The sequence below is a fragment of the Paenibacillus sp. sgz302191 genome (assembly GCF_057749925.1).
The window spans coordinates 50,397-67,568 of sequence record NZ_JBYLHY010000026.1; the positions used below are offsets into that span (position 1 = coordinate 50,397).

The window sequence follows — 17,172 nt, forward strand, 5'->3', positions numbered from 1 at the left end:
TTTGCCGGGGGGAGTGCCGCGACTTCCGCCGCTTTTGTGTGTCTGACCCCCGGCAGCCTGGACTGTCTAAGGGCAAAGGCATGTTTTACATTTTATTTTTCACAATTTTAAGGAGGACATACCATGCCACAATTCGAATCTTACGAACTGCCAACCGAAGGTCAAAAAATCACCATCGAGAATGGTGTTCTGCAAGTGCCTAACAATCCGATCATTCCTTTCATCGAAGGCGACGGCACGGGCCCTGACATCTGGTCGGCTTCCAAGCGCGTTCTTGACGCAGCCGTAGAGAAAGCTTACAAAGGCGAGAAAAAAATCGCCTGGTACGAAGTGTTTGCCGGAGAGAAAGCTTTTAACAAATACAACAACTGGCTGCCAAACGATACGCTGACTGCGATCCGCGAGTACATCGTTGCGATCAAAGGACCTCTGACGACTCCGGTTGGCGGCGGTATCCGTTCCCTGAACGTTGCGCTTCGCCAAGAGCTCGATCTGTACGTATGCTCCCGTCCGGTTCGCTACTTCGACGGCGTGCCTTCACCGGTTAAACGTCCTGAGCTTGTCGATATGGTTATTTTCCGTGAAAATACAGAAGATATTTATGCAGGCATCGAGTGGGAATCCGGTACCGAAGCCGTGAAAAAAGTGCTTAAATTTTTGCAGGAAGAAATGGGCGTTAAGAAAATCCGTTTCCCTGAAACTTCCGGTATCGGCATCAAGCCTGTATCGTCCGAAGGTTCCGAGCGTTTGATCCGCGCCGCTATCGAGTATGCGATCAAGCACGGCCGCAAGACCGTTACGCTTGTGCACAAAGGCAACATCATGAAATTCACCGAAGGCGCGTTCAAGAACTGGGGATACGAGCTGGCTGAGCGCGAATTCGGCGACAAAACATTCACGTGGGCGCAATATGACCGCATCAAAGCCGAGCAAGGCACGGAAGCGGCTAACAAAGCGCAAAAAGACGCTGAAGCAGCCGGCAAAGTCATCGTAAAAGACGCAATCGCCGACATCGCTCTGCAGCAAGTACTGACTCGTCCTACCGATTTTGACGTTATCGCTACGCTGAACCTGAACGGCGACTACCTGTCCGACGCGCTTGCTGCGCAAGTTGGCGGTATCGGTATCGCTCCCGGGGCCAACATCAACTATTTGACCGGACATGCCATTTTCGAAGCTACTCACGGTACGGCTCCTAAATACGCAGGTCTTGACGTTGTAAATCCGGGTTCCGTTATTTTGTCCGGCGTTATGATGCTTGAGCACCTTGGCTGGCTGGAAGCGGCTGAACTGATCTACAAAGGCATGGAAACGTCCATCAACAACAAAACCGTTACTTACGACTTTGCTCGTCTGATGGAAGGCGCGAAAGAAATCAAATGTTCCGAATTCGCCAACGAAATTATTAAAAACATGGGCTAATTCCCGCCCCGGACGCCGGATTTATTTTTTAAAAATTGAAGGAGGAATTCCTCAAATGGCAATCCGTCGTAATAAAATTACCGTTGTAGGAGCCGGATTCACAGGTGCGACAACTGCGCTTATGCTTGCGCAAAAAGAGCTGGGCGACATCGTTCTGCTGGACATCCCGCAGCTTGAGAATCCGACTAAAGGCAAGGCGCTCGACATGCTCGAAGCAGGTCCTGTTCAAGGCTTTGACGCTCAAATTACAGGTACTTCCAGCTATGAAGATGCGGCAAACTCCGATATCGTCATTATTACGGCAGGTATTGCCCGCAAACCGGGCATGAGCCGCGACGACCTGGTGAACACCAACGCGGGTATCGTAAAATCCGTTTGTGAGAACGTTAAGCAAGTAGCTCCCGATTCAATCGTCATTATTCTCAGCAACCCTGTGGATGCGATGACGTATGTAGCTTATCAAGCGCTTGGCTTCCCTAAACACCGCGTTATCGGTCAATCCGGCGTTCTGGATACGGCTCGTTACCTTACGTTCATCTCCCAGGAGCTGAACGTTTCGGTTGAGGACGTTCAAGGTGTCGTTATCGGCGGACACGGCGACGACATGGTTCCGCTCGTGCGCTACACTTACGCCGGCGGCGTTCCTATCGAGAAGCTGATTCCTGCCGATCGAATTGAAGCTATCGTTCAACGTACGCGCACAGGCGGCGGCGAAATCGTAAACCTGCTCGGCAACGGCAGTGCTTACTATGCTCCCGCGGCATCGCTCGTACAAATGACGGAAGCGATTTTGAAAGACAAAAAACGCATCATTCCGACAATCGCGCTGCTTGAAGGCGAGTATGGCTACGACAACCTGTTCATGGGCGTTCTGACTGTACTTGGCGCAAACGGCATCGAAAAAGTGCTTGAGATCGAATTGACTGCCGACGAAAAAGCGGCCCTTGATAAAACGGCGAACTCCGTCCGCAACGTTATTAAAGTTGTAACGGGCTAATCGCCATATCACGAAGAACCGGTTTCCTATGCAAATAGGGGGCCGGTTCTTTTTTTTGTCGGATTGCACAACAATTTGTTGCTTTTGTAAATTTACTGCAAATGGCTATTTTTGGGCGGAATCCTGTGCTACGATACACATAGGCCAGCTTGGCTATTTATTCCATGGATGGAGGGAATTCATTATTTATGAAAAGCTTGAATGGAACAAAGAGCTTGAAAGGTCTTGCTATTACCGCGGCACTGGTCGCATCTTTGTCCGGAGCGATCCCGCAAGCGTTTGCAGAGGGACCGTCAGACCCGGCGCCAACGATTAACCCGTCGACACCTAACGGGAAAAAGGTGCTGTTCGACAACACGCACGCTCAGACGGCAGGAGCGGCGGACTGGGTCATCGACGGCGGCTTTTCGGATTTTGGCAATGCGCTGGGCAATGCCGGCTACTATGTAAAAGAACTGCGCAAATCCAGCCCGATTACACTTTCGGACTTATCGGCTTATGATGTTTTCGTCATTCCTGAAGCGAATATTCCGTACAAAACTTCCGAACAAACCGCTATGCTGCAATATGTGCAAGGCGGCGGCAGCATTTTCTTCATCAGCGATCATTACAATGCCGACCGGAATAAAAACCGCTGGGACGCTTCGGAAGTGTTCAACGGCTACCGCCGCGGAGCCTGGACGAATCCGGCTCTTGGCATGAGCGCGGGAGAAGCCGCTTCCTCGGCGATGCAGGGCGTTGCCAGCTCCGACTGGCTGGCGGCGAATTTTGGCATCCGGTTCCGCTACAACGCGCTCGGCGACATTACAGCGAACAATATCGTCGCTCCTTCCCAGGCATTCGGCATTACGAGCGGCGTTTCCACGGTCGCTATGCACGCGGGATCTACGTTGGCAATTACAGATCCGACAAAAGCAAAAGGCATCGTCTACTTGCCTGCGACGACTACCAAATGGGCAAACGCAGTGGATCAAGGCGTTTATAACAACGGCGGGGTGGCCGAAGGCCCTTATGTCGCGGTTTCCAAAGTAAGCGCAGGCAAAGCCGGCTTCATCGGGGATTCCTCCCCTGTGGAAGACGCCACGCCGAAATACTTGAAAGAAGAAACCGGCGGTACGAAAACGACTTATGCAGGCTTCTCGGAGCAAAACGATTCCACGCTGCTGGTAAATATGGTAAACTGGCTGGCGACAAAAGAAAGCTACACAAGCCTCACGCAAGTGCCCGGTCTTACGCTGGATACGGCAACGGCGCTTTATTCCTGGGAGCAGCCGGCCAACACGACGGAACCGCAAGCCGAACCGTGGGCAGCGCCTGCAGCCGGATACAAATGGTATGATCCGACGACTTTTAAAGCAGGCTCTTACGGAGTATCGACGACTTCGTCCAACGATCCGTACGCGTTCGTTCACCAGGCAACGCTGCCGAACAGCGCATCTTTCCCTGTCAAAATCGTCGTTAACGGGTTGACAGCCAACTCCACGACAAGCGGCTACTCGCTCGGTGTTTATACGAGCTCCGGCACCCAAGTGGCTAAAGTGCAAAATGACAGCGGCACATGGCCTTCCTCTTACGGTTATAGCGCTGCTTTCTCGTTGACTGCCGACGCCAACGGGCATGCGGAAAAAATCGTCAACGTGCAAATCAATCCGAGCGTGACGGGTGCGGCCAACATGCGCCTGCGTCTGAACAGTACAGCTAAGTATACGGAAGCTGTAACAATTGCGAATGTTGCTGTAGAACCGCTGCCATAAAAGGTATACCCGCAACGACAATCCCTTCGAACTGTGCAATAGCCGGTTCGGGGGGATTTTTTGTTCGCGGGTAGGCGGCACAAACGTCTGATCGGCCGCCGGTGTTGTGCGCGATCGACGACTTGCCCCTCTCCCGGAGGGGCGATTGTAGAACCGCACGGGGGAGCGGCTGTGAAGCCACTTGGCAGGCCAAGCTAGGCCGGGCCGGTTCGGTCGGGTCGGGTCGCGAGCAATTGAAAAACCCCCACGTCAGAGCCTATAGCCGCAATCTGCCTGGCGGTCGCACCGTGCGCAGCTCCCAGCGCACGGAGTTTCGCTGCATGACGGCGGCCAGTTGCACCACCGCGCGCAGCTCCCAGTGCACGGTGTTTCGCTGCATGACGGCGGTCGGTCGACCACATGCGAAAAAAACCTGCAAAAATACATGAATTTGCGCCCTTGATACGCTGGACGCGAGAATTCCTGCAATTGTGCAGGCTTTTCGCCGCGTACAGGGGCTCGGGTTCATTTTTAACGAAAATTCCTGCACTTTCGCAGGCTTTTCGCCAAAATGAACCATGACCGCGGGAAAAGCCTGTACTTTCGCAGGTTTTCCCACCGGCCCCCGGTAGCAGCAGCGGATTATCATGATAATCATTGGAACACTTTTCCGCCAAATGTCTAATTCACCGGGGGCGGGAGAGCCAGGGATTATGTACGTAACGCCCCGCCGTTTTTATACTAGGGGTTACAGGCAAGCTTGAAAGGAGGATTATGGAACTCGAAAATGAAAGCGCTTTTTCGACGCGCGAGAAGTCATTTTGTAGCAAAACAGACAAGGAGGTTAAACAATTTACATGAACAAGAAACGCATGCGAGCCACCGGTTTGGCCAGATTTTTGGCGATAATGATGTTTATCGCGTCGGTTGTACCGTTCGGGGGCAGCGAAAATGTCAAGGCTGCAGCCACATTCCCTACCGGTTGGGGGAATAAAGATATCAATGCTGCATCTGCATCCTGGCCGTCTGAGGCCGGAACAAGCACGTACGGCGCAAGCAACGGATTGGGCGTATTTACGCTAACGAGTCCGGCATCCAACAATGGAATTGTCGGCTCATCTTCCAATGGGGAGCAATTTCAGTATGCCTATATGCAAACGCCCGTAAGCGGTGAATTCAGCATAGTGGCAAGGGTAAAAGCTTTCAGCGCGAGCAGCACATCCGCTTCCGCGGGCATCGTCATCCGCAAGGCGACAGAAGCGACAACAAAGCCGGGCTATATGGGGGCACTGCTGTATTCCAGCAAAACAGCGCCGTATTACGATTTTTACGCATATTACAGATCGGCGGACGATGCAGGCACCAGCAACGGGTCAGGCATTCTTTCCAACTATGCGGGAGCAATCAATACGACGAGAACGGCCAATGGACTGGATGCGATTGACAGCGCCACAGGCATTTCCGCTCCGCAATTTATTAAAATGCGCCGTTCCGTATCAGGCGGCAATTCTGCGATTTATGTAGACTACGGATCATTGTCGCAAGACGGTCAAACGATTTATTGGACCCAAACCAAAGGGCAGACGATAACCGGTATGACCGATGCATACATAGGCTTGGGCGTCGGAAAAGCGGCGACGGCGGCATTTGATTACATTACTCCGAATACGACGGCAGGGGCGTCAATATTCGCCCCTTCTACTGCGGTCGCTTCATTGACCGCGGTTCTGCCGATGCCTGCTCTGGATGCGCCGAGTCTGACCGCTTCCGCCGGCAGCGCAAAGGTGGATTTGGCCTGGAACACGGTTACCGGGGCTGCCTATTATAACGTAAAACGAAGCATTGTTTCAGGCTCGTCTTACTCCGTAATTGCATCCGTGTATGGAACCGGTTATAACGATACCGGCGTCGTCAGCAACACTTCCTACTATTACGTTGTGACCGCCGCGGGCGATTACGGAGAGAGCGGAAGCTCGAACGAGGTGCAGGCCGCTCTTCAATCCTCGGTACAGGTACCCGCAGCACCGGCGGGATTGACGGCAGCCGCGGGCGATGCCAGGGTTGATCTTGCCTGGAATGCGGCCGGCGGGGCTGTTTCCTACAATGTGAAGCGGAGCGGGACCAAAGGTGGCCCTTACAGCACTGTCGCCAATGTGACCGGCACCACGTTTGCCGACACCGGATTGGCCAATGATACCCGTTATTATTACGTGGTAACGGCGCTCAATCAGGCTGGCGAAAGCGCTATCTCTGCAGAAGCGGCAGCGAAACCGATCGCCTACTTGATCGATGACAATTTTGAAAGCAGTCCTTTGCAAGAGAAGCCTGACGGATATTCGAACTTTACCGCAGAGTCTGCCGGCAACAACATCACGGTAATCAGCAACGATCAGTTGACGAATAAGTTCGGCAATGTTTCAGGCACCATAACGGGGAACTCCACCCGTGTCCTGTGGGTTAACGACAACAGCACAAGCAGGGGCGGATTTGTGAAAATTTTTGCTCCGGTCAAAGAGGGGATTACGGCTCAGCTCGATTTTATGGAACCGGTGTTCATGGGGGATTCCTATCCATTGGAACTGGTCGACAGCTCGGGCAAAACGGCATTGACGCTGAAATTGGGCGATTACTCCTCGATGTATGTCAAAGGTACATGGATGAAATTGAAATTCGTTGCCGACGCAGGCACCAACTCGGCGGAATTGTACATCAATGACGTTTTTCAAGGCAATATGACCTTTGCCAGTCCTGTGACCGATATCGCCAAAATTCAGGCGCGTACGCCCGGCACCTCCAAGGGAAGCTTGTATATCGACAATGTTAAGGTGTACCGGCAAAGCGTGACGATTCCGCAAAACGTTGCGGCGAGCGGAGCCAGCCACAAAGTGATTTTGACATGGAATCCGGCTACCGGTGTCGATTCTTACAATGTATACCGGAGCACGGTTTCCGGAGGTCCTTACAGCTTTATCGCCAATACCGCTTCTCCGGCTTATACGGATACGGGGCTTGAGAACGAAACGAATTACTATTATGTGATTACAGGTGTAAAAGCCGGCGGGGAGAGCGAAGCTTCACGTGCTGCCGTGGGATATCCGAACGATGTGCCGCCTCCGGCCGCACCGACGGCGCTGACGGCTGTCGCGAGAGACAGCGAGTTTACCTTAAATTGGAAGGCGTCCGAGGGGGCCGATTTTTATACGCTTCAAAGAAGCACGACACCGAACGGCCCGTTCCTTTCTTTATCGAATAAAACTACCGGCACGACTTATCACGACACAGGCTTGATAAACGGCATCACTTATTATTATCAGGTTGCCGCGGGCAATGTGGGCGGGACGAGCGCAGGCTCCGAGCTTGCGGCCGCGGTTTCCGGCCGTCCTTTGCAAATGCCGGCGATGCTGGGCGCCGTACCGGGCGATCAGAGGGTGGATCTCAGTTGGACGCCGGTGACACAGGCTGTTTATTATAATGTGAAAAGAAGTACGGCGAACGGCGGACCTTATACGACGATTGCCGAACATCTCAGCCAAACGACTTACAGCGATACGACTGCCGCCAACGGAATTACGTATTATTATGTGGCAACGGCGGCGAACGACAATGCGGAAAGCATGATTTCAAACCAGGTGAAAGTCTCGCCTTATGCGGCCGCGACCGGAGCTCCTGCAGTGCCCAACGGTTTGACGGCTATTGCCGGCGACGGAAGCGTTAGTTTATCCTGGAACGCCGTTCCCGATGCGGCTTCTTATGAGGTGAAGCGAAAAACAGCGGGTGGAGGCACTTATACTGTCATAGGGACGATCTCAGGCACATCGTATACGGACAACACCGCAGCGAATGTGATTAATGACAACAATTATTTTTATACTGTTGCGGCGGTGAATGCCAAAGGCAGCAGTCCCGATTCGGAGGAAATCGTCGCAGCCTCTTCGAAAGTGATAATGGTGGCGCAGGACGGCAGCGGCGATTATACGACCGTTCAGGGAGCCGTGAATGCCATTCCCGCATCCAATACGGCGCGAACGGTCATTTACGTCGGCCCTGGGACATATGTGGAAAAAGTATACATGGACCGCCCTTTCGTAAGCCTGATCGGCGCGGGGATCGATGTGACGACGATCGTATACGACGATTACGGCGGCACGAACGGCAATTCGGGCAGGCCGGGAGGCACGGCGCAAAGCTACACGTTCGGCGTTTTTGCGAACTATTTTACGGCTTCCCATTTGACGATCAGGAACAGCGCCGCACCCCGGTCGGAAAAAGGGACGGCTGTAGCTTTGCTTGTTCAAAGCGACCAATCCGTGTTTGACCATGTAAAATTGACCAGTTTCCAGGACACTTTGTACAACTATAAATCGGGGCGTCAATATTTCCGCGACAGTATCATCGAAGGCGATGTCGATTACATTTTCGGAGAGGCTCCGGCAATTGTATTTGACCGAGCGAAGCTTGTGCTTGTGAGCAATGCGGCGAGCGCAGGAACGGGCGGGGGCCATATTACGGCGGCAGGACAAAGCAATCCGGCGGATCCGGGTTACGTATTCATCAACTCGCAAATCATCGACGGCGCTTCGGCGCTGGGCACTTACGATCTTGGTCGCGCCTGGAAGGACTACGCTAACGTACGCTTCATCAATACGTTCATTAATTCCAAAAACTTCCTGGCCTCAGGCTGGGCCACTTCCTGCGCAGGCAGCTGTAAAGTGAGAAACTTCAGCGAATACAACAGCTACGGCATCGGCGCCAACCCGGCGTCCCGGGCGATTTCCACGCAAATGACGGGGACGGAAGCCAGCGTGACGATTCCGCAAATTTTTTCCGGCTGGGACCCGACGATTCCCGTTATCAGGCCGAAAATGACTTTGGAGCCATCGATATCGGTTGCGTCTGCGAATTTTGACAAAAATCCGCTCTATCAATCCGATATTCATGTGATAGCGCAAGCGGGCGGACACGCTTTGACGAAGCTTACGAATGGCGACAAGGTATTGGCTGAAGGGGATTATACGGCAGCAGGTAATGTAATTTCAATCAACAAAACGTATCTCGCTGGGCTGCCGTCAGGAACTGCAACGCTTTACGTTCATTTCGGCACCTATGCCGTGCCGTTAACCGTAAACGTGACGGATACGTCCGCTTCGGACATTGGCAGACAGGTGCTGGCCGCGAATGACGGTTGGGGAGCATTCCCGGCAGGCACCATTACAGGCGGATCGGCGGCCGCAGCCGGTACGGTAGTTACAAAACGGAGCGAGCTGATTCAGGCGCTGGGCGGCAGCAACAGCAGCAATGCAACAAATGCGACGCCGAAAATCATATATATTAGCGGGATGATCGATATGAACGTCGATGATCAGGACAATCCGTTGGGATTTGACGATTACAAGGACGAGGGCTACGATTTCCATGCATATTTGCGAGCCTACGATCCGGCAACCTGGGGCAAAACGTCTGTGCCTTCCGGCGCATTGGAGACGGCCCGGGCCAATTCGGAGAAAAAGCAAGGGGCGCAAATTCAAATCAATGTCGGTTCGAACACGACCATCGTCGGCTTGCCGGGCACCAATGCCACAATTGTGGGGGGCAATCTGCTGATCCAGAACGTAGACAACGTCATTATCCGGAATATCGAATTCCGGGATGCATTTGACTATTTCCCGCAATGGGACCCGACGGACGGCGACTCGGGCAACTGGAATTCCGCCTTTGACAGCATTACAGTCAAAGGGGCGACGCATGTCTGGATCGACCATAATACGTTCAGCGACGGCGACAATAAAGACGATTACAGCAAGCAATATTTTGGCCGCCAATACCAGCAGCATGACGGGTTGGTCGATATTACGAACGGCTCCGACCTTATAACGGTGTCTTACAACTATTTCCATGATCATGACAAAACGACGCTGATCGGCGGAAGCGACAGCTACACCGGGGACATCGGCAAAGAAAGAATTACGTTCCACCACAATTACTACAAAAATATCGTTCAGCGCGCGCCGCGCGTGCGGTATGGCCAAGTGCACATGTACAATAACTACTATGAAGGCACTTTGAATGATGCCAGTTATCCGTTCCTGTATACGATGGGAGTCGGGTATGCATCGCAAATTTACGCGCAAAACAATTACTTCAAGCAAGACACGGGCACGCAAGCGCCCGATTTAATCGGCGTATTTGCGGGAGGCACCGCATTTACGGATACAGGCTCGGTGCTGAACGGCGTCGATATGAATATTGCGCAGAGCAAAAGTTTAAGCCCTGTAAGCTGGACGCCGCTCCTGCACAACACGATCGATCCGACGCGCTCCGTGCCGGCCATTGTCTCGACAAGCGCCGGGGCTGAACGTACGACTATGGCTGCTCCGCCTGCGGCGCCGCAAGGGTTGACGGCCGCGGCAGGAGACGGGCAAGTCAGCCTGCAATGGAGCAGCGCGGCGGGAGCGGTCTCTTATCAGGTGAAACGCAGCACGGCGAACGGCGGACCTTATACGACGATCGCGGCGAACGTCGTGACCGCTTCGTATACGGATACCGGAGTCACGAACGGTACGACTTATTATTACGTCGTAACAGCGGTAAATGCCGACGGGGAAAGCGCCCTGTCCGGCGAGGCGTCGGCGGCTCCGAAGCAAGCATCCGGTTCGGGTTCCTCCGGCGGAAACGATAGTGGCAGTGGAAGCGGTAGCGGTAGTGGCAATGGCAGCGGCGGTGACACGGCGGCAGCAGGTCAGACCGTGGAAGCCAATTCGGCTGGAGCGCGAATCACGAATGTTGCTAGTGCGCTTGACACAACGGCGGATGGACGCAAGGTTGCGAGCGTAACCATTGAAGCTGCGGCTTTAACGAAAGCTGCGGCGGCTTTGCAGGGTTCGAGCCGAACGATCGCCGTGGAAGTGGCGGGCGGCGAGGCGGGAGCGAAGGTGCTGCTGCCGGCAGCGGCAGTGCAAGAAGCGCAGCGCATAGCGCCGAATGCGGTGTTTAGCGTGAAGCGGGACGGCTTGACGCTCAGCTTTCCGCTGCATTCGTTCGATATTGCGAAGCTGTCCGGCGAAATGAACGCTGATCCCGGCGGCGTCATGCTTCAGATTACGGTCGGGGATGTATCCGACGCGGCAGCGGACGCAATCGCCCGGCGTACCGGGCAAGCGGGCTTGAAGCTTCAGGCCGGCGCAACGGAAATCGCGATCGGCGCGGAAGCGGGAGGCCGGCAAGCAGCCGTAAGCAACTTTAACGGCGCTTACGCAGCGGCCGTACTCGATGTGCCGGGTAATCCCGACCCCGCCCGATTAACGGCGGTTTCGTACGATCCCGATTCCGGCGAACTGCGCTTCGTTCCGGCCGTGATCGACGTATCCGGCGGCGCGGCGCACATTACCGTCAAAATGCGTACGACGGGCATCATCATGCTTGTGGAATCGGTCAAATCTTTCCATGATATGAACGGTCATTGGGCGAAAGCGGATGTGGAGCTTCTGGCTTCGAAGCTCGTGATTCAAGGCGTGTCCGAGCATGACTTTGCGCCGCAAGCGCCGGTCAGCCGCGCTGAATTTGCCGCCCTGCTGGCCCGGGCTCTCGGCTTGCCGCAGGAGCGGGCGGGAGCGCGATACTCCGATGTAACAGCAAGTGACTGGTATGCGGGCGCGGTAGCCGCCGCAGCCAAAGCGGGCATTGTAGAAGGCTTCGCAGACGGCAGCTTCCTGCCGAACGCCGGCATCACGCGGGAGCAAGCCGCGGTGATGATCGCCCGCGCCATGGAAGCCGCAGGCAAAAAGCCGGCGGCGGAAGGCCAAGGAGCCGCGGCCTTTGCGGATGCGCAGGAGATCGCCGGCTATGCCAGGAACGCCGTCGCGGCGGCAGTGCGCGCAGGCATCGTGGACGGCGTAGCGGACCGCATGTTCATGCCTGGAGCAGGCACAACGCGAGCGGAAGCGGCCGTTATGCTGAGGCGCCTGCTTCAGTACGCAGAGCTGCTGAATTAAGGCTGCCCCCGCGGGGCATGTGGTCAAACCGCCCGCGTCTTGCAGCGAACCGCCGCGTGTTGGGTGCAGCGCGCGGTGCTGCAGGCTGCCAGAGAAAGGCCGGGTTCTCGGCTGACTTGCCGGAAGGTGCCGCCCTGCCCGGTCGCGCCGAGGACCGGCTCATCCGCGGTGAGGCGTCGCTGCGCACCCGCCTGCGCACTCGCTGCGCACCCGCTGCGCACCCGCCTGCGCACTCGCTCGCGTACCCGCTAGCGCACTCGCTAGCGCACCCGCCTGCGCACTCGCTCGCGTACCCGCTAGCGCACTCGCTAGCGCACCCGCCTGCGCACTCGCTAGCGTACCCGCCTGCGCACTCGCTAGCGCACCCGCCTGCGCACTCGCTAGCGTACCCGCCTGCGCACTCGCTAGCGCACCCGCTGCGCACTCGCTAGCGCACTCGCTAGCGCACTCGTTCGCGCACTCGCTAGCGCACTCGCTGCGCACTCGCTAGCGCTCTCGTTTGCGCACTCGCTAGCGCACTCGTTTGCGCACTCGCTAGCGCTCTCGTTTGCGCTCTCGTTCGCGTACCCGCTAGCGCACTCGCATGCGCCCCCACATGCGTGGGTTACGTCGCTGTATGACGGGAGGTCATGCGACAGCTTGGCTTGGCAGGTCGGCCGATGGGAAAACCTGCAAAAGTGCAGGAATTTTCGTGGAAATGGCTCATTTTGGCGAAAAGCCTGCAAAAGTGCAGCAATTTTTGACAACAATGAATGTTGAGCCCATATGTCGGGAAAAAGCCTGCACAATTGCAGGAATTGCGCGAAGTAAGCGCATGAAGGAGCAAAAACCTGTACTTTTGCAGGCATTTTCGCGAAAAGCTAAACAGTTTGCGTGACCGGCTCTGGTGGAGGCTTTTCAACAGCTTGCGCTTGCATGACGGCGGTCGGCCGCCACCTAAGGGCCCTCACGCGGCACCCACTTGTGAAAATATCGTGAACTTGAGCGTGTACAGAGGCCAAAACGCAGGAACGCTTCCTTGTCCGTATCGTTTGAATTCGGTTATACTAAAGAAAACCATTTCAAAAACGATGTGGAGGCGTCAAATGTTCAGCGTAATGATTTTTTTACACGTGATTAGTGCTTTGCTGTTGGGGGTTTATGTCGTGTTTCCTTTTGTAGCGGGACGCGCGGCGTCGTTGTCGGGAGCAGGACAGGAGAGCTTTGTCGGCTTGCTTTCTTTTTTTAACCGCATGGGCCAGTTTGCCTTGATCGTATCGTTTATTACCGGCGGTGCGATGATCCATTCGGCCGGCGTATCGGTGCCTTGGATGATCATTTCGGTCGTGCTTTTGCTGATCATCGGAGCCGTAACCGGCATGCTCGGTTCGAGAATGAAAAAGCTGGTCGCTGCAGCTAAGGCAGGAACCAGCGTAGTATCGGATGCGGCAAAAATCAGAGCATACAGCTGGATTGCGGCCATTGCCGTCATCGTTGCCGTATTTTTCATGCTCAACCGCAGCATCCTGTAGTTATTCGGATAGTTCGTCCAGCGTTTTTTCCAGGCTGGGGGCCATATACTGCAAAAAGTAATCGACTTCGGGCATGTCCATTCGTTGAATGGCTTGCTCGATTTGTTTTTTGGCGGTGCCGAATTCGCGGTTGCCGGCCGACAGCTCGGTGACGCATTTGAGGTAAGCGTCGAGCAAATCGGCGGCTTTGACGTAGCGGCTCAGCTCGGTGTTCCCGCCTTTGCCCGTTATAAGCGGCTTATACGCGGTTTTCAGCGCGTCGGGGATCGTCTGGAGCAGCTTGTCGGCGGCCAGCGCTTCGATTTGGCGGAAATTGCTCAGAATATCCGAATTATGATGCTTGACCGGAGTCGGAATGTCGCCTGTGATCACTTCCGTCGCATCGTGGAACAAGGCGAGGGAAACGGCCTGACCGACCGGAATGTCCCGGCCGAACACTTCATTGGCGATGGTGCACAGCATATGGGTAAGAATGGAAACGTGATAGGAATGCTCCGCTACGTTTTCTTTGAGCGTATTGCGCATTAGACTCCATCGCTCGATATATCGCAGGCGGTATAAATAAGCAAAAAAATCGTTATTTGTCGTCATGCTTGCATGCTCCTCATTCTTGTTGTTTGACGCTCGGCGTCACCCGTTCGGCCACCTTGCCGGTGGCGGGGGTGTAGACGAGCGGCAGCCCGATCAGCGCTTGCAGGTCGTCAAGCGCTATCGTGACCCGCCCGTGCTCGCGCAGCACGGGCTGGCGCAGCGGGACGCGCTCCTCGCCGCGCGCCGCTTCCGCGGCATTCACCCGCAGGGTGAATGCCTGATCGCGCAGGCGGAGCTGAAGCGTTCCGCCGTCAAGGACCGCGCTGCCGCCGAGCTGCTCGGCGGCGGCAGCCGCGTCCACGCGCAGCGGGGCTGTGCCCGGCTGCGCGACGATGCGCCGCTGGATCGAGCGGTGAAGCAGCTCCGGCGTAATGCCGGGGCTGCCCGCGTTGATCCGCGGGATGCGCAGCAGATCGGCGCTGCGCGTCGCCATATCGGGCGTAATCGTGAAGGCGTAGCGGATGCCCGCCTGCTGAACGAGCTGCACCGCCTGGTCGCTGCTGATGCCGAACGGATACGCCATCGTATCGATCGGCGTATCGCTCAGCGCATCCAGCTTGCCCTTGCAGGCGGTCGTATCTTTGAGAATCCGCTGCTTGTAGGCTTCGTCGGATTCCGGCTGCCCGTCCGTATTCGTCCTTCCGACGAGCGCGGCTTGTCCGCTTGGCAGCTTGTTGTGAAGGTTGTCCGTATGACAGCCGACATCGATGAAATTCGTATCATGGACCATCTCGCGGATCTGATCCTTCGACATGGAAGGAATGTAGGAACCGAGCGGATTGGCCAAATCTGTCGTAATGACGAAGTTCACGGCGGGAATGCGCAAGCTTTTTAATAGAGGCAGAGCTGACGTGTAAAAGCTTTGGTAGCCGTCGTCGAAGGTGACGAGCACGGCGTTGGAGGGGACGCTGGCGCCTCCCATGTAAGCTTTGAATTCGCTTAGCGAAATAAAATGATAGCCTTTGCTCAGCAAATATTGCAGCTGTTTCTGAAACAGCGCGGACGTAATCGTGCTGGAGCTTGTGTCCGTATCGTGAATATGATGATACATGAGTACGGCGACTTGGTCTTCATAATAGATTTGTCCGGCTCTGTCGGCGTGAAGCGGGCCAAGCAGCAGGCTGATGCCTATGATGCCTAGCAGAAAGGTAATTCCGATTTTTTTGAACATGCGGTGAATTCTCCTGTTTTCTCGGATTGAACGTCGAACTGTCCTATCGCGGTATGCTATAATAAATGATAATGATTATAATTTTGTTTTCAGAGAGGAGCCTTTCTTGTTATGCAGCATTTTTACCAGAGTGTCTATGATTTGATTGTCGAAACTTCCACGAACCTTCCAGGCGACGTGCGGCGTGCTGTTCAAGCGGCTCAGCAGCGCGAAGACGGCGGAACCCGTTCCGCGCTTTCATTGTCACGGATTGCGGATAACATTCATATGGCGGAATGCAACGTGTCCCCGATTTGCCAGGATACGGGCATGCCCACGTTTATTATACACTGTCCGGTTGGAGCAAACCAACTCGTCATGAAAAAGCACATTCTTGAAGCGGTGGCGCAGGCGACGAAAGACAGCAAGCTTCGCACGAACTCGGTGGATTCGCTTACGGGTGCGAATACGGGGGACAACCTCGGGCCCGGAACGCCGGTTATTCATTTTGAGCAATGGGAAAAAGACGACATTGAAGTGAAGCTCATCCTGAAAGGCGGCGGCTGCGAAAACAAAAACATTCAGTACAGCCTGCCCGCCGAGCTTGAAGGAGTGGGCAAAGCGGGACGCGACCTCGACGGTATCCGCAAATGCATTATGCACGCGGTCTACCAGGCGCAAGGCCAGGGCTGCAGCGCAGGCTTCATCGGCGTCGGCATCGGCGGCGACCGCACAAGCGGCTACGAATTGGCGAAGCATCAATTGTTCCGCCATGTGGATGACGTGAACCCGCATCCGGACCTGCGCAAGCTGGAAGAATACGTGATGGACAACGCCAACACGCTCGGCATCGGCACGATGGGCTTTGGCGGTCAAGTGACGCTGCTTGGCTGCAAGGTCGGAGTGGCGAACCGTCTGCCGGCGAGCTTCTTCGTATCCGTCGCGTACAACTGCTGGGCATTTCGCCGTCAAGGCGTCGTGCTTGATGCGGGCAGCGGCGAAATCAAAGGCTGGTCGTATCCGCGTGGAACGGAAGTATCCTTCAAGGAAGCGTTCGAAGCTGGTGCCAAGGAAGAGGACGACAGCGAGTCCGAGCGCCGCGAAATTGTGCTGACGACGCCGATTTCCGAAGAGCAGATCCGCTCGCTGAAAGTCGGCGACGTGGTCGTGATCAACGGCACGATGCATACGGGACGCGACGCCCTGCACAAATATTTGATGGATCACGACGCTCCGGTCGATTTGAACGGCGCCGCTATCTATCACTGCGGACCGGTGATGAGCAAGGATCAGGCAGGCGAGTGGCATGTGAGAGCGGCCGGACCGACGACGAGCATCCGCGAGGAGCCTTACCAGGGCGATATTATTAAAAAGTTCGGCATCCGCGCTGTAATCGGAAAAGGCGGCATGGGAGCCAAGACGCTGGCCGCACTTAAAGAGCACGGCGGCGTGTATTTGAATGCGATCGGTGGTGCCGCGCAGTACTACGCACGTTGTTTTAAGAAAGTCGAAGGCGTGGACTTCATGGAGTTCGGCATTCCGGAAGCGATGTGGCATCTGCAAACCCAAGGGTTCGCCGCCATCGTCACGATGGATTCGCACGGCAACAGCTTGCATGCCGATGTGGAAAAAAGCTCGTTGGAGAAGCTGTCGCTTTTGAAAGAGCCAGTATTCAAATAACCGCCGGTTTACAAAAAAAATACTGGATTTGGCACGGGGAAAAGGGATACTATGTAGAGTAGCCCTTTTTCTTTTTACCCAACATTGAACAGGCAGTCGA

The 17,172-nt window shown here is 55.2% G+C and carries 9 protein-coding genes and 3 pseudogenes; 10 read left to right on the top strand and 2 right to left on the bottom strand.

What is annotated here, in order from left to right:
* Positions 1 to 123: 123 nt before the first annotated feature.
* From icd to AC3G2T_RS28795, 9 genes and pseudogenes are all read left to right on the top strand, one after another.
* On the top strand, positions 124 to 1,422 hold the full coding sequence (gene icd / locus AC3G2T_RS28755; RefSeq protein WP_488437715.1) for an NADP-dependent isocitrate dehydrogenase: 1,299 nt from the start codon (positions 124 to 126) through the stop codon (positions 1,420 to 1,422).
* A gap of 55 nt (positions 1,423 to 1,477) precedes the next feature.
* Positions 1,478 to 2,419, top strand: a complete 942-nt coding sequence (gene mdh / locus AC3G2T_RS28760; protein ID WP_488437716.1) for a malate dehydrogenase — start codon at positions 1,478 to 1,480, stop codon at positions 2,417 to 2,419.
* Positions 2,420 to 2,607: 188 nt separating this feature from the next.
* Positions 2,608 to 4,173, top strand: coding sequence for a DNA-binding protein (locus AC3G2T_RS28765; protein ID WP_488437717.1), 1,566 nt, complete (start codon positions 2,608 to 2,610; stop codon positions 4,171 to 4,173).
* 3,923 nt (positions 4,174 to 8,096) lie between these two features.
* Positions 8,097 to 9,239: pseudogene (locus AC3G2T_RS28770) on the top strand (pectinesterase family protein); the annotation flags it as partial.
* Positions 9,213 to 10,514 (top strand): annotated as a pseudogene (locus AC3G2T_RS28775) (pectate lyase family protein); the annotation flags it as partial. The pseudogenes AC3G2T_RS28770 and AC3G2T_RS28775, both read left to right, overlap by 27 nt.
* A gap of 30 nt (positions 10,515 to 10,544) precedes the next feature.
* A pseudogene (locus AC3G2T_RS28780) lies at positions 10,545 to 10,760 on the top strand (fibronectin type III domain-containing protein); the annotation flags it as partial.
* An 837-nt stretch (positions 10,761 to 11,597) separates the two neighbouring features.
* On the top strand, positions 11,598 to 12,140 hold the full coding sequence (locus tag AC3G2T_RS28785) for an S-layer homology domain-containing protein (protein ID WP_488437757.1): 543 nt from the start codon (positions 11,598 to 11,600) through the stop codon (positions 12,138 to 12,140).
* Positions 12,141 to 12,831: 691 nt separating this feature from the next.
* Positions 12,832 to 13,017: a hypothetical protein gene (locus AC3G2T_RS28790; protein WP_488437718.1), complete on the top strand. Its 186-nt coding sequence runs from the start codon at positions 12,832 to 12,834 to the stop codon at positions 13,015 to 13,017.
* 208 nt (positions 13,018 to 13,225) lie between these two features.
* Positions 13,226 to 13,651, top strand: a complete 426-nt coding sequence (locus AC3G2T_RS28795; protein WP_474679703.1) for a hypothetical protein — start codon at positions 13,226 to 13,228, stop codon at positions 13,649 to 13,651.
* On the opposite strand, the gene yfbR is transcribed toward AC3G2T_RS28795, so the two are convergent.
* Both yfbR and AC3G2T_RS28805 read right to left on the bottom strand, forming a co-directional pair.
* Positions 13,652 to 14,242 carry a 5'-deoxynucleotidase gene (yfbR, locus tag AC3G2T_RS28800; RefSeq protein WP_488437719.1) on the bottom strand — a complete coding sequence of 197 codons (591 nt, stop codon included), beginning with the start codon at positions 14,240 to 14,242 and terminating at the stop codon, positions 13,652 to 13,654.
* A gap of 13 nt (positions 14,243 to 14,255) precedes the next feature.
* A complete protein-coding gene (locus AC3G2T_RS28805) occupies positions 14,256 to 15,413 on the bottom strand; it encodes a polysaccharide deacetylase family protein (RefSeq protein ID WP_488437720.1) in 1,158 nt (385 codons plus the stop codon).
* A gap of 111 nt (positions 15,414 to 15,524) precedes the next feature.
* On the opposite strand from AC3G2T_RS28805, the gene AC3G2T_RS28810 reads away from it, so the two are divergent.
* Positions 15,525 to 17,072: a fumarate hydratase gene (locus AC3G2T_RS28810; RefSeq protein WP_474679700.1), complete on the top strand. Its 1,548-nt coding sequence runs from the start codon at positions 15,525 to 15,527 to the stop codon at positions 17,070 to 17,072.
* The last annotated feature ends 100 nt before the right edge of the window (positions 17,073 to 17,172 follow it).